Annotated in this window: 21 protein-coding genes; 12 read left to right on the top strand and 9 right to left on the bottom strand. The window is 57.3% G+C overall.

Going from position 1 to position 19,145, the window contains the following annotated elements; genetic code table 11:
• Nucleotides 1-10 precede the first annotated feature (10 nt).
• The 5 genes from ACR0JR_RS03840 to ACR0JR_RS03820 all read left to right on the top strand — a co-directional run bounded on the left by ACR0JR_RS03840 (nucleotide 11) and on the right by ACR0JR_RS03820 (nucleotide 3,582).
• Nucleotides 11-424: a Fur family transcriptional regulator gene (locus ACR0JR_RS03840; RefSeq protein ID WP_010440496.1), complete on the top strand. Its 414-nt coding sequence runs from the start codon at nucleotides 11-13 to the stop codon at nucleotides 422-424.
• Nucleotides 425-560: 136 nt separating this feature from the next.
• A complete protein-coding gene (locus ACR0JR_RS03835) occupies nucleotides 561-1,439 on the top strand; it encodes a DMT family transporter (protein ID WP_480455061.1) in 879 nt (292 codons plus the stop codon).
• Between the two features lie 144 nt (nucleotides 1,440-1,583).
• Nucleotides 1,584-2,861 carry a phosphopyruvate hydratase gene (gene eno / locus ACR0JR_RS03830; protein ID WP_480455190.1) on the top strand — a complete coding sequence of 426 codons (1,278 nt, stop codon included), beginning with the start codon at nucleotides 1,584-1,586 and terminating at the stop codon, nucleotides 2,859-2,861.
• A gap of 135 nt (nucleotides 2,862-2,996) precedes the next feature.
• On the top strand, nucleotides 2,997-3,314 hold the full coding sequence (locus ACR0JR_RS03825) for a hypothetical protein (protein WP_480455059.1): 318 nt from the start codon (nucleotides 2,997-2,999) through the stop codon (nucleotides 3,312-3,314).
• Nucleotides 3,315-3,414: 100 nt separating this feature from the next.
• Entirely contained in the window at nucleotides 3,415-3,582 is a 168-nt protein-coding gene (locus tag ACR0JR_RS03820) for a hypothetical protein (protein ID WP_010440483.1), read from the top strand.
• On the opposite strand, the gene ACR0JR_RS03815 is transcribed toward ACR0JR_RS03820, so the two are convergent.
• From ACR0JR_RS03815 to mazG, 3 genes are all read right to left on the bottom strand, one after another.
• Nucleotides 3,579-4,028 carry a GNAT family N-acetyltransferase gene (locus ACR0JR_RS03815; protein ID WP_480455057.1) on the bottom strand — a complete coding sequence of 150 codons (450 nt, stop codon included), beginning with the start codon at nucleotides 4,026-4,028 and terminating at the stop codon, nucleotides 3,579-3,581. The genes ACR0JR_RS03820 and ACR0JR_RS03815 overlap by 4 nt on opposite strands.
• Nucleotides 4,025-4,963 carry a nucleoside hydrolase gene (locus ACR0JR_RS03810; RefSeq protein ID WP_480455056.1) on the bottom strand — a complete coding sequence of 313 codons (939 nt, stop codon included), beginning with the start codon at nucleotides 4,961-4,963 and terminating at the stop codon, nucleotides 4,025-4,027. Before ACR0JR_RS03810 ends, ACR0JR_RS03815 begins: the two co-directional genes overlap by 4 nt.
• 63 nt (nucleotides 4,964-5,026) lie before the next feature.
• Entirely contained in the window at nucleotides 5,027-5,884 is an 858-nt protein-coding gene (gene mazG, locus ACR0JR_RS03805; protein ID WP_480455054.1) for a nucleoside triphosphate pyrophosphohydrolase, read from the bottom strand.
• A gap of 66 nt (nucleotides 5,885-5,950) precedes the next feature.
• On the opposite strand from mazG, the gene ACR0JR_RS03800 reads away from it, so the two are divergent.
• Genes ACR0JR_RS03800 through ACR0JR_RS03785 form a run of 4 tightly spaced genes read left to right on the top strand, consistent with a single transcriptional unit; the run spans nucleotide 5,951 to nucleotide 9,559 of the window.
• Nucleotides 5,951-7,114, top strand: coding sequence for a M20 aminoacylase family protein (locus ACR0JR_RS03800; RefSeq protein ID WP_170781659.1), 1,164 nt, complete (start codon nucleotides 5,951-5,953; stop codon nucleotides 7,112-7,114).
• A gap of 12 nt (nucleotides 7,115-7,126) precedes the next feature.
• A complete protein-coding gene (gene speB / locus ACR0JR_RS03795; protein ID WP_480455052.1) occupies nucleotides 7,127-8,095 on the top strand; it encodes an agmatinase in 969 nt (322 codons plus the stop codon).
• 59 nt (nucleotides 8,096-8,154) lie between these two features.
• A complete protein-coding gene (gene speB / locus ACR0JR_RS03790) occupies nucleotides 8,155-9,102 on the top strand; it encodes an agmatinase (RefSeq protein ID WP_480455051.1) in 948 nt (315 codons plus the stop codon).
• A 55-nt stretch (nucleotides 9,103-9,157) separates the two neighbouring features.
• Nucleotides 9,158-9,559, top strand: a complete 402-nt coding sequence (locus ACR0JR_RS03785) for a DUF1499 domain-containing protein (protein ID WP_170781661.1) — start codon at nucleotides 9,158-9,160, stop codon at nucleotides 9,557-9,559.
• On the opposite strand, the gene ACR0JR_RS03780 is transcribed toward ACR0JR_RS03785, so the two are convergent.
• Nucleotides 9,485-9,787, bottom strand: coding sequence for a hypothetical protein (locus tag ACR0JR_RS03780; RefSeq protein WP_170781662.1), 303 nt, complete (start codon nucleotides 9,785-9,787; stop codon nucleotides 9,485-9,487). The genes ACR0JR_RS03785 and ACR0JR_RS03780 overlap by 75 nt on opposite strands.
• 62 nt (nucleotides 9,788-9,849) lie before the next feature.
• Between ACR0JR_RS03780 and prfA the strand changes: the two genes are divergently transcribed.
• The 3 genes from prfA to ACR0JR_RS03765 all read left to right on the top strand — a co-directional run bounded on the left by prfA (nucleotide 9,850) and on the right by ACR0JR_RS03765 (nucleotide 12,566).
• Entirely contained in the window at nucleotides 9,850-10,905 is a 1,056-nt protein-coding gene (gene prfA, locus ACR0JR_RS03775; RefSeq protein ID WP_480455189.1) for a peptide chain release factor 1, read from the top strand.
• Entirely contained in the window at nucleotides 10,902-11,759 is an 858-nt protein-coding gene (gene prmC, locus ACR0JR_RS03770) for a peptide chain release factor N(5)-glutamine methyltransferase (protein ID WP_170470761.1), read from the top strand. The genes prfA and prmC overlap by 4 nt, the downstream gene beginning before the upstream one ends.
• A gap of 228 nt (nucleotides 11,760-11,987) precedes the next feature.
• A complete protein-coding gene (locus ACR0JR_RS03765; protein WP_010440450.1) occupies nucleotides 11,988-12,566 on the top strand; it encodes a DUF4167 domain-containing protein in 579 nt (192 codons plus the stop codon).
• A 56-nt stretch (nucleotides 12,567-12,622) separates the two neighbouring features.
• Here ACR0JR_RS03765 and rsmA read toward each other — a convergent pair whose 3' ends face one another.
• The 5 genes from rsmA to lptG form a co-directional block, all read right to left on the bottom strand.
• Nucleotides 12,623-13,465 (bottom strand): 16S rRNA (adenine(1518)-N(6)/adenine(1519)-N(6))-dimethyltransferase RsmA, encoded by an 843-nt coding sequence (gene rsmA, locus ACR0JR_RS03760; RefSeq protein ID WP_480455048.1) that lies wholly within the window; start codon nucleotides 13,463-13,465, stop codon nucleotides 12,623-12,625.
• 81 nt (nucleotides 13,466-13,546) lie between these two features.
• Nucleotides 13,547-14,512: a 4-hydroxythreonine-4-phosphate dehydrogenase PdxA gene (gene pdxA / locus ACR0JR_RS03755; RefSeq protein ID WP_480455047.1), complete on the bottom strand. Its 966-nt coding sequence runs from the start codon at nucleotides 14,510-14,512 to the stop codon at nucleotides 13,547-13,549.
• Nucleotides 14,509-15,762 carry a peptidylprolyl isomerase gene (locus ACR0JR_RS03750; RefSeq protein WP_480455046.1) on the bottom strand — a complete coding sequence of 418 codons (1,254 nt, stop codon included), beginning with the start codon at nucleotides 15,760-15,762 and terminating at the stop codon, nucleotides 14,509-14,511. Before ACR0JR_RS03750 ends, pdxA begins: the two co-directional genes overlap by 4 nt.
• Entirely contained in the window at nucleotides 15,753-17,918 is a 2,166-nt protein-coding gene (locus tag ACR0JR_RS03745) for an LPS-assembly protein LptD (RefSeq protein ID WP_480455045.1), read from the bottom strand. The genes ACR0JR_RS03750 and ACR0JR_RS03745 overlap by 10 nt, the downstream gene beginning before the upstream one ends.
• Nucleotides 17,918-19,018, bottom strand: a complete 1,101-nt coding sequence (lptG, locus tag ACR0JR_RS03740) for an LPS export ABC transporter permease LptG (protein ID WP_480455188.1) — start codon at nucleotides 19,016-19,018, stop codon at nucleotides 17,918-17,920. Before lptG ends, ACR0JR_RS03745 begins: the two co-directional genes overlap by 1 nt.
• Between the last annotated feature and the right edge of the window lie 127 nt (nucleotides 19,019-19,145).

The raw sequence follows: 19,145 nt of genomic DNA, 5'->3' as shown, positions 1-19,145 counted from the left end.
GGGGGTCACCATGTCCGATACGATTATCGCTCGTTGCGAAGCCAAGGGCCTGCGCATGACCGGTCAACGCCGGACCATCGCCCAGGTATTGCAGCAGAGCGAGGATCACCCGGATGTGGAAGAGCTGTATGCCCGTGCCTCGGCAGAGGATTCGGGGATTTCGATCGCAACGGTCTATCGCACCGTTAAGCTGTTCGAAGAGGCCGGGATATTGGAGCGATTGGAGTTCGGTGATGGCCGCGCGCGATACGAGGACGCAGAGCGCGATCACCACGATCACCTGATCGACATGCAGTCAGGCGAGGTGATCGAATTCGTAGACCCTGAGATTGAAGCACTGCAAGAAAAGATTGCGGCCAAGCTTGGGTATAAGCTGAAAGGCCATCGCCTGGAATTGTACGGCGTACCGCTGGAAAAAGACTAACTCATCACGAAAATCGATTGGTCGGCGCACGGGAAATCATCGAACATGTCGCAATACTGCTTGCGACGTCGTGAAGGTTACGATTTTTGTGCTGGAAGGACTCGCAAGTTAGCGGTCAATTCCAACGGAAACGCGCATGAACAACGTAAACGGCATTTTGCTGATCATCGGCTCGATGGCAGCCTTCGCGCTTGAGGACATGTTCATCAAGTACCTTTCGGTCAGTGTCTCGACCGGGCAGATCATGATCGTGTTGGGTCTGTTCTGCGGAACCGTCTTTGCAATCATGTCGTTGGTGACACGTAAACGCATTTTCGATCCTGTCGCGTGGGAACCGCTGCCACTGCTTCGGGCAGGGACCGAGGCTTTTGGAGCGCTCAGCTTCGTGACCGCTTTGTCATTGGTCGATCTGTCGACCGTAGCTGCGGTTTTTCAAGCGATGCCGCTATTCGTTACGATGGGGGCTGCGCTGTTTCTGGGCGAGCAGGTCGGCTGGCGTCGTTGGAGCGCCATCGGCATTGGCTTTGTCGGCGTCTTGATGATCATTCGCCCCGGGCTCGAAGGTTTCCAGCCAGAATCTCTGTTTGTTTTGGTTTCGGTTGTTGCGATCGCAGCGCGTGATCTGATCACACGCAGGCTGGATGTTCGTGTAGCCTCGTCGGTCGTCGCATTGCAGGCCTATATCGGAGTAGCGCTGGCTGGTGCGGCCCTGATGGTGTTCACAGTACAGCCCATCGTGCCGCTGCAGTCTGCGCAGATCGGGCCTTATCTGGGTGCCATCGGGTTCGGCGTTTTGGGCTATTATGGCATCGTAACCGCGATGCGGATCGGCGAGGCTTCGGCGCTGACGCCGTTTCGGTATACCCGGTTGGTGTTCTCGATCATGGCCGGCATGCTGATGTTCGGCGAACGCCCTGACAGCATGACGCTGGCCGGTGCCGGTCTGATTATCGGATCAGGTTTGTACACCTTCATTCGAGAACGCCAGCTGGCGCAGGCGCTGGCAGCGGCCTAAGCACCCGCTACCTGTTGGCGCAAACAGCAAACTGTTAGCCCTAAAGGCTGAAAAATATACGTGTTAGCGATAACGGAAGCGGTTTACTTTTTGCCGCGTGCTGCTATGAGGCATGCAACTGTTGGCATCATCGGGACCCATATCATGAGCACGATCATCGACATCCACGCGCGCGAAATTCTGGACAGCCGGGGTAACCCGACGGTCGAGGTGGACGTGATTCTGGAAGACGGCACTATGGGCCGCGCTGCCGTGCCCTCGGGCGCGTCAACCGGTGCCTATGAGGCAGTGGAAAAACGTGATGGCGACAAGGCCCGCTATATGGGCAAGGGCGTGCTGGAAGCGGTCGCTGCCGTTAACGGTGAGATAGCCGAAGAACTGGTGGGCTTTGATGCGACTGAGCAGGTGGCCATCGACAAGGCGATGATTGAACTCGACGGGACCGAGAACAAGGGCCGTCTGGGCGCGAACGCCATTCTGGGTGTCTCGCTGGCGACGGCCAAGGCGGCGGCGGATTTCACCACACAGCCTCTGTATCGCTACGTCGGCGGTACTTCAGCGCGCGTTCTTCCGGTGCCGATGATGAACATCATCAATGGTGGAGAACACGCCGATAACCCGATCGACATTCAGGAATTCATGATCATGCCGACCTCGGCCGCGAATATCCGTGAGGCCGTGCGCATGGGGTCTGAGGTATTTCACACGTTGAAGAAAGAACTCTCGGCGGCTGGTCTGGCCACTGGTGTGGGCGATGAGGGCGGCTTTGCTCCGAACATCGCGTCGACTCGTGAGGCACTGGATTTCATTCTGAAATCCATCGAAAAAGCGGGCTACAAGCCGGGTGAGGAAATCCATCTGGCGCTGGATTGCGCTGCGACCGAGTATTTCAAAGACGGTAAGTACGTGCTGGCGGGCGAGGGCATATCGCTGACATCCGATGAAAACGCCGCCTATCTGGCAGCACTGGTCAACGATTACCCGATCATCTCGATCGAAGACGGTATGTCCGAAGATGACTGGGATGGCTGGAAGGCCCTGACCGACGCTATCGGGGACAAGGTGCAGTTGGTCGGCGACGATCTGTTCGTGACCAATCCGGCGCGTCTGGCCGAAGGAATCGAGCGTGGCTGTGCGAACTCGATGCTGGTCAAGGTGAACCAGATCGGTTCGCTGACCGAGACCCTTCGTGCCGTCGATATGGCCCACCGCGCGCGATACACCAACGTAATGTCGCACCGCTCGGGCGAGACCGAAGACGCCACGATTGCCGATCTGGCGGTCGCGACAAACTGTGGCCAGATCAAAACCGGCTCTCTGGCGCGCTCGGACCGGTTGGCGAAATATAATCAGTTGATCCGTATTGAGGAATCGCTGGGCGAGGTCGCGGAATATGCAGGTTCGTCTATCCTGAAACGCTGATCTGCGTCTCTGCATTTGGACTTGAATGGGCCTCGGCGTTATCGCCGGGGCTATTTTTTTCTTTGTCTTGTCGTCGTTCCGTCTAATCTGTGTCAGATAGGCCATCACGCGGTGGTCGATGGGAGAGGACGTCATATGAGCCATCTAAAACTCTTCGTGGGTGCAGTTTCGCTGTTGATCTTGCCTCAGTTGGTGTTTGCTGATCGACCGCCAGAGGCAGTGTGTCAGAAGATGGTGGAAGGTGATCCCAGCGGGCAGATCACGATGGAGGAATGTCTGTGTACTTATAACGTCGCCGATACGGTGCTGGACGATGACATCAAAGCCCTTTTGTTCGAATCCTGGTACACCGGCGAGAACATAACCGAGCAGCTCAACGCGTTGCCGCAGCCCAAGCGGGTGCCAAGGCAACTAAAAACCATGGAACAGACGTTCAACAAGAATTGCCTCTAAGCTAGAATATTTCGACATAAGAATCATTATGTGTGAACTTGTTCCTATTGCGGCGGAACAAGCCCCGATATTCTGCCTGTATTGCAGAAAGGGGGACGATATGTCTGCTTCAAAGATCTTTCTTGTAATTTCAATGCTTTCCGTCGGGCTTCTGGCCGCTTGCTCGGAGCCGGGGACCTATCCGATCACGGGGATGGAGGTCTCGCAGGATGATCCGGTTCAGGACATGGTGAACCCCGCTGTGATCTTCCGGGGTGAATCGCGCTAGAGCAATTTGCTCATCAGCATATAGCGTTCGCGCGGTTTGAAACCTGACCGCAGATAAAGTTTCTGCGCAGTCTCATTGGTGCGGTCGACTTCAAGATGCAGGGCGGTCAGGCCAGCTTCGGCCAGCGCTTTGGGGAGATCATGCAGCACTTCGGTTGCGATACCGCGGCCACGGACAGCAGGGCGGATGTAAATCTCATCCACAAATGCGTCCATGCCACCAAACTCGACTGACCAGCCGAAGGTGAGGATGACATAGCCCAGCGGCGCTCGGCCCGGCCCGATCAGATAGATGCAGCCATGCGGTATGCCATCCAGCAGAGGGGCCAGCGCGTTGCGGCGCTTCTCGTCATCCTGCGCGATGCCGGATTCCGAATGAAACGCTGCGATCAGTGCCATCAGGCGATCCAGATCGTCGGGACGGGCAAGGCGGAGTGCGGCAGTCATAGGCGGGCAAGCCTTTCTGTAAGCAGGTCGAAGAAGCCCTGAGCGTCCACGTCGCCTATGAACATGGCATTTGGTGCGCGGTCGGTGACTCGCCACCAATCGGCCACGGTCATGCCCAACGTCAGTTCTGATTGGGTTTCGATCTCAACATTGATGTGGCGGCCCGAGAACAGATTGGGCCGGATCAGATAGGCGGTCACGCAGGGGTCGTGCAGCGGCGCGCCTTCCGAGCCGTATTTTTCTTTGTCGAAGCGTTCGAAGAAATCGGTCATTTCTGCCACCGCATGACCGACCTTGCTGTCCAATGCTCGGAAGGCGTCATTGCGATAAGGCGTGACCAGCGCGTCATGGGTCACGTCCAGCGGCATCACCACGATGTGGATGCCGGATTTAAACACGATATCAGCCGCTTCCGGGTCGACATAGATGTTAAATTCCGCAGCTGGAGTTATATTTCCAACTTCGAAATAGGCGCCGCCCATTAAGACGATCTCTTGCACCCGGTCGATGATATCGGGCGCCTTCAGAAAGGCCGAGGCGATGTTGGTCAGCGGCCCCAGCGGGCAGAGCGTGACCGTGCCGGGCTCATGCGCGCGCAGGGTTTCGATGATGAAATCGACCGCGTGTCCTTCGGCCAGAGGCATTTCAGGATCGGGGAGAACAGGACCGTCGAGCCCGGTTTTGCCATGAACATGTTCGGCGGTGACAAGCGGGCGTTTCAGCGGTCGGTCGCATCCGGCATAGACGGGGATATCGGTATGGCCCGCCAATTCACATACGATGCGTGCATTCTTGGCGGTAAGTTCCAGCGGAACGTTTCCGGCGACGGCGGTGATGCCCAGAACCTCGATCTCTTCAGGGCTGGCAAGGGCCAGAAGTATCGCAACGGCGTCGTCCTGACCGGGATCGGTATCGATGATGATTTTACGGGGCATGGGGGTCTCCGAGGGCCGTGAAGGTGGGACACTCGCAAGTGTCGCGGGACTTGTCTAGCCGAATTACGTGTCTGCCGGAGCATTCACCGGCGGGAGTTTGCCATTGGCGCGGTGCTCCTCGAATTTCACCTCATCCCACAGCGCATCCATTTCGGCCAGATCGCTTTGGGTGGGCGTTTTCCCGCGTTTAGCCAGCCGGGCTTCGACCTTCTCGAAACGGCGGGTAAACTTCGCGTTTGTGCGGCGCAGGGCAGCCTCGGGTTCGATGCCTAAGTGGCGGCCGAGGTTGACGATCACGAACAGCAGATCACCGAATTCATCTTCCAGCGCATCGGCATCCATGCTGTCGCGCGCTTCTTCCAGTTCGGCGGCCTCCTCGGTGATCTTTGCCAGCACATGGCTGGCGTCGGGCCAGTCGAAGCCCACACGCGCGGCACGTTTCTGCAGTTTATGCGCACGTAGCAAAGCAGGCAGGTTGGCGGCGACGCCGTCCAGTGCGCCTTTCTGTTCTTTGCCCGCGCGTTCGGCGGCTTTGATGGTCTCCCAATCCTTCGTTTGTTGGTCGGCGGACTTGTCACGGGATTCGTCACCGAACACATGCGGGTGGCGGTCAACCATCTTGTCCGACATGGTGCGCACTACGTCCTGAAAGGTGAAATACCCAGCCTCTTCAGCCATTTGCGCGTGGAAGACGGATTGGAACAGCAGGTCACCCAGCTCCCCTTTCAACTCGTCATAGGCCTTACGTTCGATGGCATCGGCGACCTCATAGGCTTCTTCGATCGTATAGGGCGCGATGGTGGCGAAATCCTGTTCGATATCCCAAGGGCAGCCGGTTTCCGGATCGCGCAGACGACGCATGATTTCCAGCAAACGCTCGATACCCGCATCGGTATCGTGGATCAGAGGATTTTCGGCCATTGCGAACCCTTTCGTTCCGGTGTCAGATGCATCCATCCCGCAGTCAGGATCAGGAGTCCACCCCAGATGCCCGTCGTCAACCGAATTGCCGATTACGCCGCCGATATGGCCAAGTGGCGCCAGCACCTTCACACCATCCCCGAACTGGAATTCGAATGCTATGAGACCGCTGCATTCGTAGCCGAGCGTTTGCGCGAGTTCGGCGTGGATGAGCTGCACGAAGGGATCGCCAAAACAGGCATGGTCGCGATCATCAATGGGCAGGGCGAGGGTCCGACCATTGGTCTGCGTGCCGATATGGATGCGCTGCCGATTACCGAGGAGACGGGCGTTGACTACGTCTCGAAGAACCCCGGCATGATGCATGCGTGCGGGCATGACGGCCACACCACCATGCTGTTGGGCGCAGCGCGCTATCTTGCCGAGACACGGAATTTCGCAGGCCGCGTTGCCCTGATCTTTCAACCTGCCGAGGAAGAAGGTGGCGGCGCGGGCGTCATGGTCGAAGAAGGCATTATGGATCGGTTCGATATCTCTCAGGTCTATGGCATCCACAATACTCCGGGTCGGCCTGAGGGTCTGTTCGAAACCACGCCGGGGCCTTTGATGGCGGCAGTGGATACGTTTGAGATTCATATTCAAGGTGTTGGCGGCCACGGGGCCATGCCACATGAAACGAAAGACCCGGTGATGGCGGCTTGCGGGATGGCGCAGGCAATTCAGACAATTGTCAGTCGAAATCACTATGCACTTGACGATCTGGTGGTATCGGTGACGCAGATCCACACCGGAACGGTGAACAATGTCATTCCCGACACCGCTTATTTGAACGGCACTGTCCGCACCTTTGATCCTGTAGTGCAGAAAATGGTCAAAGAACGGATGGCGCAGATTGTGGCAGGGCAGGCGGCCTCGTACGGTGTTGAGGCCAAACTGGAGTATCAAGAGGGTTATCCTGCCACCATCAATGATGCCGAAAAGGCCGCGTTTGCGGCCGAAGTGGCGCGGGATGTGTCGGGTGCGGAACGTGTGAAGGATAATGCTGGGCGTGAGATGGGGGCAGAGGATTTTTCCTACATGCTGCAGGCCCGACCCGGTGCTTATCTGTTCATGGGTCAAGGAGAGGGTGCCGGGCTGCACCATCCGAAATACAACTTCAATGATGACGTCGCGCCGATCGGAGCGTCCTTCTTCGCGCGGATCGTTGAAAAGGCACAGCCGTTGGGCTGATAGGGAAAAGACATGGCACTGGAAGATGCAAAGAACCAGGTGGATGAGGCGTTCACCAACCCCGATCTCAAGGGGCTGTCCTATGAGAACACCTTTGGCGGCGCGACCTCATTCCTGCGGCGGCTCTATACCAAAGACCTGACCGGAGCGGATATCGCGGTAACCGGCGTGCCTTTCGATCAGGCGGTGACAAACCGCCCCGGAACCCGGCTTGGCCCTCGTGCGATCCGCGAGGCCAGTGCGTTGCAATCGCCTGATGCGCCTTATGGCTGGCCTTTTGATGCTCTGAGTGAGCTGGCCATCGTGGATTATGGCGACATGGCCTATGACTATGCCAATATCCCGGCCTTTCCCGACACCCTGACCGATCACATCCGTACCATTCTGAAGACCAATGTCGCTTCGGTCACGCTAGGCGGGGATCATTATATCAGCTTCCCGATCCTCAAAGCTTATGCCGAGAAATATGGGCCGATGTCGCTGCTGCAATTCGATGCGCATACGGACACCTGGGCCGATGATGACATGTCCCGCGTGGACCACGGGACCATGTTCTACAAGGCGGTGAAATCGGGGATCGTGGACCCGAAACGTTCGGTTCAGGTGGGGATACGCACCACAAATGAGGACACGCTGGGCGTCAATATCATCGATGCGCGCGAGGTTTATGAATCCGGACCCGCCGTTGTGGCGCAGAAGATCAAAGGGATATTGGGCGACAGACCCGTTTATCTGAGCTTTGACATAGACGGTCTGGACCCGGCCTTTGCCCCGGGCACCGGGACACCGGTCTGGGGTGGGCTGAGCTCCATTCAGGCGCAAATCATCCTGCGCGACATTGCCGGTATCAACATCAAAGGTGGTGATGTGGTCGAGGTTTCTCCGCCATACGACACATCTGGTGCGACGGCGATTGCGGGGGCCCATGTGGCGACGCAGATCATTTGCCTGTTGGGGTGGAACAAGCTGGTGAAGCCTTAACCTTTGGTTAGGCATAATCCCGGTATCTGCTTGGTAAGGCACCGGATCGGAGACAGTACATGACCGAACATAACCAACCCATTGGAGGCAATGATCTGGCGCGGTTTTCGGGGCCGAATACATTCATGCGCCTGCCGCAGGCGTCGTCGCTTGAAGGGCTGGACGTGGCGATCCTCGGGGTTCCGATGGATATCGGCACTTCTTGGCGGTCGGGCACTCGGTTCGGACCCAAGCAGATCCGCAGCGAAAGTGCGATGATACGGCCCTATAACATGGCCAATGGCGCGGCACCGTTCGAACATCTGCAGATCGCGGATATTGGAGATTTGGCGATCAACACCTTCTCGCTGGCTGATAGTCTTAAGATCATCAAGGGCAGCTATGACGGCATTCTGGCGCAAGGCGTCATCCCGGTGGCAATGGGAGGTGATCATTCGATCACTTTGCCGATCCTGCGGGCGATGGCGGCCAAGCATGGTCCAGTGGCTCTGGTCCATGTGGATGCCCATGCTGATGTCAATGACGAGATGTTTGGCGAGAAAGAGACCCATGGCACCGTCTTTCGACGAGCCTATGAGGAAGGGTTGATCGTGCCCGACAAGACCTTCCAGATCGGCATTCGCGGCTCGGGCTATGCCGCCAGCGACTTTACCGAGGCGCAGGGCTGGGGCTTTCGCCAGTACCCGGCGTGGGAGCTGTGGCAACAGAACCTGACCGAAATCGGCTCACTTATCCGCAAGACGGTCGAGGATCATCCGGTTTATATCACCTATGATATCGACAGCCTCGATCCGGCATATGCACCCGGAACGGGCACGCCCGAGATCGCGGGTCTGACCACTCCGCAGGCGCTGCAGCTGATCCATGCACTGGCGGGCATGAACGTGGTGGGCTGCGATCTGGTAGAGGTTTCTCCGCCATATGATCCGTCGGGCAATACGGCGCTGACGGCAGCAAACCTGCTGTTCGAGATGCTGTGCATTCTGCCGGGCGTGACGCCACGGTAGGGGTGTTGGTCGCCCTCGGACTGGGTAGGCTTTGCGCAAAGGGCTCGAAGGGCAGATGAAAATGGTGCTTTGGCTGTTGATTTCGGTGGGCATTGCGATGGGTGCATATGTTCGCCTTGCGCCGTCTGACCCAACGCGCTGGCATGTTGCCCCCGAAGGATTGGATCGAGATTTTAGGAACGGCGTAGTGCGGGTCGTTGAGGCAGCCCCGGAAGCGATGGAGCAACTCGATCATATCGCCCGCTCGACGCCGCGCACGACCGTGCTGGCAGGTTCGATCGAAGAGGGAATGATAACTTATGTCATCCGTTCCAGGGTATTCGGGTTTCCCGACTACACCACCGTTCAGCATGACGGGGATAAGCTGCGCATCTATGCGCGCTCAAGATTTGGTCGGAAAGATTTCGGCGTCAATCGACAGCGGGTCTCCCACTGGCTTGCTTTGCTGCAACCCTGACGACAAACATCCTTCCTGCACCTCGCGCCACATGGGCACGTTCAGTGACATCTGGCATTGGGCCATGAACATGCGACCGTCGACCTGCAGGCAGATCATCTCTCCCAATTCGACGCGGGTGCCTGATTTGTCGGTGCAATAGCAGTCCTGCACCTTGCCCCCGGGGCCAACAACGTCGGCCAAACCAGGGGTTGCAACAAGTGTCAGGGCCAGGATCAGTCGTTTCATGCGCTAAGCCTAGCACAAGGCAAGGCCTTGACCAAAGCCCCCGGATGATAGACACCGCGCGGATGATCCCCGAAGAACGCCTAGAACAGATCACCCAGCGATTCCAATACCTAGAAGCGGCCATGGCTGATGGCGCATCGGGCGGAGATATTGCGGCCTTGGCCAAGGAGTATTCCGACCTCAAGCCGGTGGTTGATCAGATCATGGCATGGCGTTTGTTGGTCTCCGATTTGGCCGAGGCCGAAGCGATGCTGGCCGACCCAGACATGAAAGAGCTGGCCGAGGAGGAAATTCCCGAACTGCAGGCCCGTATCCCCGAAGCCGAGCATGCGCTACAGCTGGCATTATTGCCCAAAGACGCGGCGGATGCGCGCCCGGCAATGCTGGAGATACGGCCCGGTACAGGTGGCGATGAGGCGGCCCTGTTCGCCGGAGACCTGCTGCGTATGTATCAGCGCTATGCCGAAGGTAAGGGGTGGCAGTTTGAAATCATCGAGGAACAGGCCTCGGATCTCGGCGGGATCAAAGAAGTAGTGGCTCATATCAAAGGCGACAACGTCTTTGCGCGGATGAAATATGAATCTGGCGTGCATCGGGTACAGCGTGTGCCCGAAACCGAAAGTGGCGGGCGTATTCACACTTCGGCAGCGACCGTCGCGGTTTTGCCTGAGGCTGAGGATGTAGACATCCAGATCGACGCGAATGACATCCGCATCGACACGATGCGCAGTTCCGGCGCGGGTGGGCAGCACGTTAATACTACGGATTCGGCGGTGCGGATCACGCACCTGCCCAGCGGTATCGTGGTGACCAGCTCCGAGAAATCGCAACATCGCAACCGTGAGATTGCGATGCAGGTGCTGAAAACGCGCCTTTACGATCTGGAGCGGCAGCGGATCGACAGTGAGCGGTCAGCGGATCGCGCCAGCCAAGTGGGCTCGGGTGACCGGTCGGAACGGATCAGGACTTATAATTTCCCACAGGGTCGTATGACGGATCACCGCATCAACCTGACGCTCTATAAGCTGGATCAGGTGATGCAGGGCGATCTGGATGAGGTGATTGATGCGCTAACCGCAGATGATCAGGCCCGGCTGCTGGCCGAGATGGCGCAATGATTGCGGCACTGACAGCTGCGCAGGCCATGGTAGCGGCCACCGCGCGTTTGCGCGCGGCAGGGGTGCCCGATCCGGCGCGGGATGCGCGGGTGCTGCTGGCCCATGCGGCACGGATCGAGGCCAGCCGTGTGACGCTGATCGCACCCGAGGAGCTGCCCGTTGATATCGCAGAGCGCTATGACCAGTTGATTTCTCTTCGTGCCATCCGGGTGCCGGTGTCGCACCTTCTGGGCGAGCGCGAATTCTATGGTCGTCGGTTCCGGGTCAGCCGTGATGTACTTGACCCTCGTCCCGAAACCGAAGCTTTGATCGAAGCAGCTCTAAGTGAACCGTTCGATCATGTTCTGGACCTGGGTTTGGGCTCGGGCTGTATCTTGATTACTTTGCTAGCTGAACGGGCGAGCGCCTCGGGCGTCGGGGTGGATTTGAGCGAAGCGGCCTGCCTGCAGGCCAGCGCCAATGCTGTTCAGCATCAAGTTCAGGCGCGTTTGGAGATTCGGCGGTCGGATTGGTTTGAAAACATTCAGGGGCAATTTGACCTGATTGTTTCGAATCCGCCTTATATTTCGGCGGAAGAAATGAATGATCTTTCGCCGGAAGTACGTGAACATGAGCCGCGCATGGCTTTGACGGATGAGGGCGACGGATTGGATGCGTACCGTCGTATAGCGGCCTCGGCCCCAGATTATCTGATGCCTGGCGGGCGTATTTTGGTAGAAATCGGTCCAACACAAGGCGCTTATGTATCAGCGTTATTTGATGCCGCTGGACTGACGCGCACGCAGGTGATCCCTGATCTGGACGGGCGTGACCGGGTTGTAGGGGCAAGAATGCCACCATCCAGGGGAATCTGAAGCTGAAAAATGCCGATTGATGTAAAAAAGCTGCGACAATTGTGAGAATCCTCTTGTCTGAGCGCTCAGGACATGTTTACTCAGGATTAGTCGGCGAGGTTGACGCTGTTTCAGCGCACCCCTGACGCCAAGCCCAAAAAGTCGATAGCGCGTAACGGCACAAAGCCACTGAGCAGCGTTAGATACGGGCTGATCGACAGTGAATTGATAAGGCTGACGTAAAGTAAGATGAGATCTTCCAAATCCCGCTCGCGGGCCAAGAACAACCGCAATCGTCCTTCTGGCGGCAACGTCGTTAACCGGGTTTTTGACAGCTCGGGTCCTGAGGGCAAAGTGCGTGGCACACCGCAGCAGATCATTGACAAATACAACCAACTGGCGCGCGACGCACAGCTGTCGAATGACCGTGTGGCGGCCGAGAACTTTCAGCAACACGCCGAGCATTACCTGCGCATGCTGAGCGAGGCGCAGCGCGAGATCGAAGCGCGCCGCGAAGAGCAAGAGCGCCAGAACCGCGAACGGCAAGCTGAACGTGACCGTGAGCGTGCCGAACGTCAGGAGCGCGAAGCGGCTCGTCAGGCGGACCCTGCCGAAGCTCCGCAACCTGATGTGATGGATTTCGCCTCGGCCGAACCGACGCCTGAAAGCGGGTTGGTCGAGACACCCGAAAGCAAAGGTGCCGAAGCTCCGGCTCAGGAGAAGAAGGAAAAGCCGGCGCGTAAACCGCGGGCGCGCAAGCCCAAAGCACCGCCTGCAGCTGAGGATACGCCCGCCGATACAGGCGACGCACCAGAAGCGGCCGAATAAGATCGGCTCACGCCGACAAAAGCCCCGAGGTTTTTACCCGGGGCTTTTTATTGCGATCAGGGTTTCTGAATTTCGCGAGCCAAGGCACAGAAAGCTTCCAGCGGAATCTGCTCGGCGCGTTCAGTGGGTTTGATACCAGCGGCAAGCAGGCGGTCTTCGATATCCGGGGCCGTACCTTTGAGCGAGGCACGCAGCATTTTGCGACGTTGATTGAAGGCCGCAGCGACCACACGGGACAGGGTGCGGGCGTCCGCTGGATACCGGGGCTCGGGCAACGCTGTCAGGTGAACCACCGCGCTAGAGACCTTCGGTGGGGGTGTGAACGCTCCGGGCGGCAGGGACATCGCGATGCGCGCTTCGGCCCGCCATTGGGCGAGGATGGCAAGGCGGCCATAGGCCTTGCTGCCGGGTTGTGCTACGATCCGCTCGGCCACTTCGCGCTGGAACATGAGGGTCAGGCTTTGCCAGAAGGGCGGCCATACGGGCGGGGTGAGCCAGCGGACCAGAAGCTCGGTCCCGACATTATAAGGCAAGTTCGCGGCCACGCGAATCGGAGGCGTAAGATGGGCTAATGGATCGATTTCCAGCGCATCACCGTTGATGACCTCGAGCCTGCCGGGATAAGCGGCGGCAATATCGTTCAAGGCTGCGATGCAGCGGGTGTCTTTTTCAACGGCGACAACTTTGCGGGCCCCCTCAGACAGCAGGCCACGGGTCAAACCACCAGGTCCCGGCCCGATCTCAAGGACATCGCATTCGTCCAGGTCTCCGGCCTGCCGCGCGATCTTTGCCGTCAGGTTGAGGTCGAGCAGAAAGTTCTGACCCAGCGATTTGCGGGCCGAGAGCTGATGGGTGGCGATAACCTCGCGCAGCGGGGGGAGGGAGTCGATGGCGCTCATGGCTTTATCGTTGTTCGGATTGGATTTGGTGCGCCAGATATTTTTTGCCTCCGGCGGGGATATTTTTGGCCAGATGAAGCATTAGCGGGAATGCGCCATCTTCTGGGCCAGTTTGAGCGCCTCGATCAGGCTGGTTGGGTTTGCGATCCCTTGGCCTGCAATGTCCAAGGCCGTGCCGTGATCCGGCGAGGTCCTGACGAAGGGCAGGCCCAGCGTCACGTTTACACCTCGGTCGAAATCCAGCGTTTTGATCGGGATTAGCGCCTGGTCGTGATACATTGCGATCGCCGCGTCGTAGCGCGCACGTGCCGCGGTGTGGAACATGGTATCTGCGGGGTGCGGGCCGGTCACTGAATAGCCAATGGGTGACAAATCGGCGATCAGCGGCGCGATCCAGTTGAGCTCCTCAGTCCCCATCTTTCCCTCTTCGCCCGCGTGGGGGTTCAATCCAGCCACGGCGATTCTGGGATTGGGGATGCCAAACTGGTCGCGCAAACCCCGTGCGGTGATCTCGATCGTTTCACGCAAAACTTCTGGAGTGAGCGCGCTTGTGACTTGCGATAGCGGAACATGGATGGTGGCTGGTACCACCCGCAACTGATCGCTCGCGAGCATCATCACGACTCGCGACTGTCCCGCCAGTGAGGCTAGGAATTCGGTATGTCCCGGAAACGCAAATCCAGCCCCATCGATCAGTGCCTTCTTGTGGATCGGTGCTGTACAAAGCGCCGATGCTGCACCGGATTGGACCAACTCGACACCCCGTTCAATAGCATCAACGACAGCGGGCGCATTTTTGGCTTCGGGATGTCCGGGTGTATTTGCAGACGAAAACTCGACATGCAGAACGGGCAGGGCAGTGGCGCTTGCTGCACGGGCTTCTGCTGGGTCAGATATCCGATTGATCGGAGTGCCGGCCGGGAGGTGCGAGGCATCGCCGATATAGAAGAACGGGCATTCATCGCGCAATGATTGCCAGGCTTTGGCCGCGATCTCGGGGCCTATTCCTGCAGGTTCGCCGCAGCTGAGTGCGATAGATGGTGTCATTGCTCGATGATGACGGCTTCTGCTCGGAGCTGTTCCAGCAGGCTATCAGCAAGAGCCTGCAAGCGTTGTTGTGTCAGAGCGTTGGCGACATCCACTCGGGTCGTTTCTTCACCCAGATCGCGGGTTCTGTTGCACAGCATCAGGAACATCAGCGTCTGACCGTTGTTTCGTGTCAGTGCAGTTGAAACCTCATTTGGGTCAAGCTTGGCCAGTTCCAATGCAACATCGCGTGGTATCTCGGACGGTTTAGCGCTGATACGATCAAGAATATCCGGCGACTGACCCTTGGCCAATCCATAGAGATCATCGCAGGTGTCGATCTCTTCCTTGAGTTTGGTGGCTTTTGCGAGCGTATCTGTATTGCGGCCACCTGGGAGGTAATAGATGGCGTAGTCGATTTCGGAATATCGCGGAGCACTGCCCGCTGTTTCACGGATACCCCTCATCTGGAATAGCGCCACCGCGTTTGGCAGCGCAAGCGGATCAGTAATCTCACCATTTTTCAGGCCTAGGATGACCGGCTGCAGAGCGGGCGGCAGATTTGTGATCGAAAGCCATTCGAGCCGCCCGCCATTTTCACGTGTAGCCGCTGCAGAGTACTGTGTTGCGGCGGCCGAAAAGCTCTCCTGATCAGGGAGCAATGCAATTTCGTCGGCCAGAGCCTCGGCTTGAGCCAGTGTTTGCGGGGTTACTGGAATGATGATTTCTGACAATAAAACCTGCAAGCCGCCGCCGCCGCCCTGTCCCAGTGCGCGATTGATTTCATCCTCGCTCGGCCGGGCCTGTGACAAAAAGCGAGTGGCGACATAATCCCGCCAGGATAATTGGTCGGCCACGAAATCCCGTACGGTTTCCGTGGAAACACCCTCCTCGTTCAGTAGTCTTAGAAACTCGTCCGTGCTTAGGTTGCCGCGTGAGGCGAATTCATCAATTCCAGATTGAACATCTTCCGGCGTCGCCTGAATCCCGGCATCACGCATAGCCTGTTTACGCAGCCTGTCATCGATCAATGCATTGCGAACTTCTGTTTCGGAACTGCCGGGGATACCCAGAAGATCCAGAAACTGTTGGCGCTGTTGCAGTTCATACCAAGTGACAATGTCTTGATTGACCCGGATTGCAGGAGAGAAAAGGCTTTGACTCTGGGCCGGGGGTGTCGCCAGGGCAACAAACGCGGCGGCCAACACCGGCAGGACCGAATTACGATAGCCCGCGCGAAGAGATTTTGTGAAACCTGAGATCAACTGCATCTTCTCTTAAACTTTTGTCCATTGCCTTCGACGGAGTACCCTGTCAGGGCTACGGTAAAGCCGAATTCCGTCGAAGGCTCAATACTTGATGTGGAGGTAAAGCGTCTGTTGACGTTCACATTCACCTGCACGCACTCATTCTGGTAGGTCAAACCAAATCCCAGTCGGAGTGGCTCAGATTCGCTGAAATCATAGCGCGCACTGGCGCTTGTCAGCCAGTTCTGGTCCACACGATAGCGCCCTGAAGCACGCAGTTCTGAAATTTCATCGTTGTTGAGCTCAGCAGGGTCTGGCTCGAGCCAGATATAACCGGCAGCTAATGCAGTATCCCCTTTTATCCAAGCTGCGCGCAATTCGGCCTTGGTAAAGCTGAAATCACTGTTAAGCAGTCCACGTGCTGCCAATGTCAGCCCATTGCCATTGTCAAGTTGACCGGCCAGCAGAATGTCCGATTTCGTCCCCTGCAACCCTGAAGTCAGTGTGAAATCCGGATCTGCGTCGGACCGAAAAACTTGCCCTATTGTTGCGAGTGCCCGCCAACCATCAGCGTTGTAGCGGGACCAATTCAAGCCAACCACTGCGGTTGTGCCATCTTCGCGCCGGTCCGGCGCAGGAAATCGCGAAAGCGCGAGCAGATTGCCCTGATCGAGTTCTTGAAATGTGCTTTCGTCGTTAGGCACATCGTTATCTGAAACATGTGTCCAACCGATTTGTGCAATAGGTTCCAGAATTTGCGTTGCGCCAGATTGCTCGCGTCGCAACATTGGGTAGCGCAAAGTAAAGGCCGCGCGCGGCGTCGAGCGCGTCACATTGTTCGGATAACTACTGTCATTTCTGATGTTGAACGTGTCAATTGCTGCGCCCAGCTGGGCCTCGGCACGTAGCCCGGTTGCGAAAGTCCAGTTGCGCAGCCATTCTGCGTCAAAAGTCGCGCGGGCAACATCGCGCCCAACAATATCCTCATCGCTGGTGCGAGTGTGAGTGTGGCCAAGAAAGGCCAGTTGAACTTCGCCTCCGAGGGCATTGGGAAATAAACGTTTTCGATAGTTAAGGTCGAAGATACGCGATGGGATCTCGTCCTGATCTTCGCTATCCCGCAGAGTCTTATAGTGGATGAAGCCGGTCCTGAATGCAGTGTCGCGTTTTATCCTTTCAAGGGCGATCTCGCTGCGCAGGCGATCAAAATCGGGCAGGCCATAGTCGGCCAGATACGAGTCGTCCGAGGTTGTTTTGATGTCAAACGTCAGTCGATAGCTGTTTCCCAGGCTGAAGCGACCATCTGCAAAGAGGTATCCGCGATCTTTGCCAGGTCGAAGATCGTCTCGCGTATAGGCGCCTCTTAATCGGATGCGACCGGATTTGAACGCCTGTCTGTACCGAAATCCTAGGGTGCGGGTTTTGGATGACAGATAGGGTGTCAGCGTCAGGTCTTTGTGATCCCCGATCTTGAAGAAATAAGGGACCTGTAGGCCAGTATCCAACTGCGAGGTCGTGCGGATTGATGGCACCAGGAAACCTGTCGCGCGTTCGAGAGTTGGATCGGGCAGGCGCAGGGTGGGGAAATAGAAGACAGGTACATCCAGAATGCGGAACTGGGCGCCTTCGAAATACAGCTGCCTTTCGAGCTGATCATGCGTGACTTTGCGTGCGCGAATTTGCCAGATTGGTGGGTTGCCGTTTGCGCAGACATGACATGAGGTTGCCGCCACTTTGCTGAACTGTGTGTATCGCCCCGCCGCACGGGTAGCTTGGACCGACGCGATCTGAACCTGCTGCTCAAATACCATGCGCGCGCCCATCAACAAGCCATTCTGGATGCCGCTATCCAATTGTGCAGAATCGGCCAGCAATGTGCTGTCCCCACCTTGATCGATCCGGATTGGGCCGACCAGAGTCAGCTCACCTGTTTCACGATCATAGGTGACGCTTTGGGCTGTGAGTTTCACGTCGCCCTGAAAAGCTTCGACATTTCCTTCGGCGACCAGTTTGCGGTCCGGGGTGATGAAAATCTCATCGGCCACAAGTAGGGCTGGTTGATTTTGCTCAGCCGTACCGGTGTCGTTGGTGGCGCCTGGCACTTCCGACTGTGCCATAGCAACAGCAGGCAGGGACAGGATCAATGCGGTCGAAAGTAGTAAGGAGAGGATAGGGCGCATCAGCCGTCCTCCGCATGAAGCAAAAGACCCAGTGACAAAAGGATACCCGCAAAAGGTGGAGCCCAGGCCGCAACAAGGATCGGCAATTGTCCGTTCTCGCCAAGAATTTGCGCAAAGTTTCGAATGAAATAAATGCCGAACCCCAGCAAAACGGCAGTTAGTACGGCAACACCCGTGCCACCAAACCGGACATGGCGCATTGTAAAGGCCGCACCGATCAGAACCATCGAGACCAGAAACAGCGGACGGGCGAGCTGTACCTGCAACCAGACTTCATATTGTTTGGTGGAAAATCCGGCCTCTTCCAGATCTCGGATCAATTGCGGCAAGTCGTAGACGGATACTGAATCCTGCTGCCCCAAAGTGTCCAGAATCCGATCTCGTGTCAGCGTTGTCGGGAGGTTCAGTACCTCGTGCGTGCTGGAATTTGCTTCGGGGTTGAGGTCATCCTGAATAGGCCAGATCTTGGCCTGATGCAGGGTCCAGAACCCATCCTCAAGATCGGCCTGTCGGGCTGAAATTTGTTGGTTCGGTTTACCGTCGGGTGCGAATGTGGTGATGGTTACGTCTTTCAAGGCGAACCTGTCTCCGTTGACCGTACCGGTTGCGTGGATCACCGACTGGCCATTGGCTGAACCCTGGCGCAGCCATAGCCCTTCGCGGCTGATCGAAAGGGCCGAACTGCCTTGGTTTCGGTAGCCATCCGACAGACGCTGAAATTCTTCTGAGGTGGCAGCGGCAATCGGGTTCAGCAAAGCAACCGCGAGTGTTCCGATTGTCAGCGCCAGCAATACCGGGGCCAATAACGCGCGGATTCCAGACCGGCCGATGGCTCGGGTCACGACCAATTCGGAACTGCGGGCAAGGCCAACGAACAATGCAATAGTGGCCAAGATCATCAAAAGCGGTAGCATCTCGCTAATCGCGGCGGGCGTGTTTAGAAGCGTCAACTGCAATAGCTGACCAAAGGACAGGCCAGTACCATCGAACCGGCGCACCTGCTCGATCAGATCGATCAGGATCATCAAAGTCAGAAAGATTCCGCCGATTATGAGAAAGCTTTGGATAAAGCGGCGGGCAAAATAGCGGTCGAGGATCACGTGGGCATCCCCGTCAAACCCCGGCATCCAAGAATCACGATCGGGCATGGAATCATGCGCGACGGCCTGTAACTGCCGATTGGTGTCACGTTCTCTCCCCCGAGCCTGCCGTTATTTTCGCGCGACC

This window comes from Ruegeria sp. AA3, assembly GCF_056542905.1.
Note: the sequence above shows the minus strand (reverse complement) of the source record. Positions and strands in the feature narration are given on the sequence as shown.

What these genes read in the sequence shown, in the direction of transcription:
- ACR0JR_RS03765 (WP_010440450.1), top strand. Translation starts at nt 11,988, where the DNA reads ATGAGATCTTCCAAATCCCGCTCGCGGGCCAAGAACAACCGCAATCGT.
- speB (WP_480455051.1), top strand. Translation starts at nt 8,155, where the DNA reads ATGACCGAACATAACCAACCCATTGGAGGCAATGATCTGGCGCGGTTT.
- ACR0JR_RS03745 (WP_480455045.1), bottom strand. Translation starts at nt 17,918, where the DNA reads ATGCGCCCTATCCTCTCCTTACTACTTTCGACCGCATTGATCCTGTCC.
- ACR0JR_RS03810 (WP_480455056.1), bottom strand. Translation starts at nt 4,963, where the DNA reads ATGCCCCGTAAAATCATCATCGATACCGATCCCGGTCAGGACGACGCC.
- ACR0JR_RS03825 (WP_480455059.1), top strand. Translation starts at nt 2,997, where the DNA reads ATGAGCCATCTAAAACTCTTCGTGGGTGCAGTTTCGCTGTTGATCTTG.
- ACR0JR_RS03835 (WP_480455061.1), top strand. Translation starts at nt 561, where the DNA reads ATGAACAACGTAAACGGCATTTTGCTGATCATCGGCTCGATGGCAGCC.
- ACR0JR_RS03785 (WP_170781661.1), top strand. Translation starts at nt 9,158, where the DNA reads ATGAAAATGGTGCTTTGGCTGTTGATTTCGGTGGGCATTGCGATGGGT.
- mazG (WP_480455054.1), bottom strand. Translation starts at nt 5,884, where the DNA reads ATGGCCGAAAATCCTCTGATCCACGATACCGATGCGGGTATCGAGCGT.
- speB (WP_480455052.1), top strand. Translation starts at nt 7,127, where the DNA reads ATGGCACTGGAAGATGCAAAGAACCAGGTGGATGAGGCGTTCACCAAC.
- ACR0JR_RS03800 (WP_170781659.1), top strand. Translation starts at nt 5,951, where the DNA reads ATGCCCGTCGTCAACCGAATTGCCGATTACGCCGCCGATATGGCCAAG.
- ACR0JR_RS03780 (WP_170781662.1), bottom strand. Translation starts at nt 9,787, where the DNA reads ATGAAACGACTGATCCTGGCCCTGACACTTGTTGCAACCCCTGGTTTG.
- ACR0JR_RS03820 (WP_010440483.1), top strand. Translation starts at nt 3,415, where the DNA reads ATGTCTGCTTCAAAGATCTTTCTTGTAATTTCAATGCTTTCCGTCGGG.
- ACR0JR_RS03815 (WP_480455057.1), bottom strand. Translation starts at nt 4,028, where the DNA reads ATGACTGCCGCACTCCGCCTTGCCCGTCCCGACGATCTGGATCGCCTG.
- prmC (WP_170470761.1), top strand. Translation starts at nt 10,902, where the DNA reads ATGATTGCGGCACTGACAGCTGCGCAGGCCATGGTAGCGGCCACCGCG.
- ACR0JR_RS03750 (WP_480455046.1), bottom strand. Translation starts at nt 15,762, where the DNA reads ATGCAGTTGATCTCAGGTTTCACAAAATCTCTTCGCGCGGGCTATCGT.
- rsmA (WP_480455048.1), bottom strand. Translation starts at nt 13,465, where the DNA reads ATGAGCGCCATCGACTCCCTCCCCCCGCTGCGCGAGGTTATCGCCACC.
- eno (WP_480455190.1), top strand. Translation starts at nt 1,584, where the DNA reads ATGAGCACGATCATCGACATCCACGCGCGCGAAATTCTGGACAGCCGG.
- pdxA (WP_480455047.1), bottom strand. Translation starts at nt 14,512, where the DNA reads ATGACACCATCTATCGCACTCAGCTGCGGCGAACCTGCAGGAATAGGC.
- prfA (WP_480455189.1), top strand. Translation starts at nt 9,850, where the DNA reads ATGATCCCCGAAGAACGCCTAGAACAGATCACCCAGCGATTCCAATAC.
- ACR0JR_RS03840 (WP_010440496.1), top strand. Translation starts at nt 11, where the DNA reads ATGTCCGATACGATTATCGCTCGTTGCGAAGCCAAGGGCCTGCGCATG.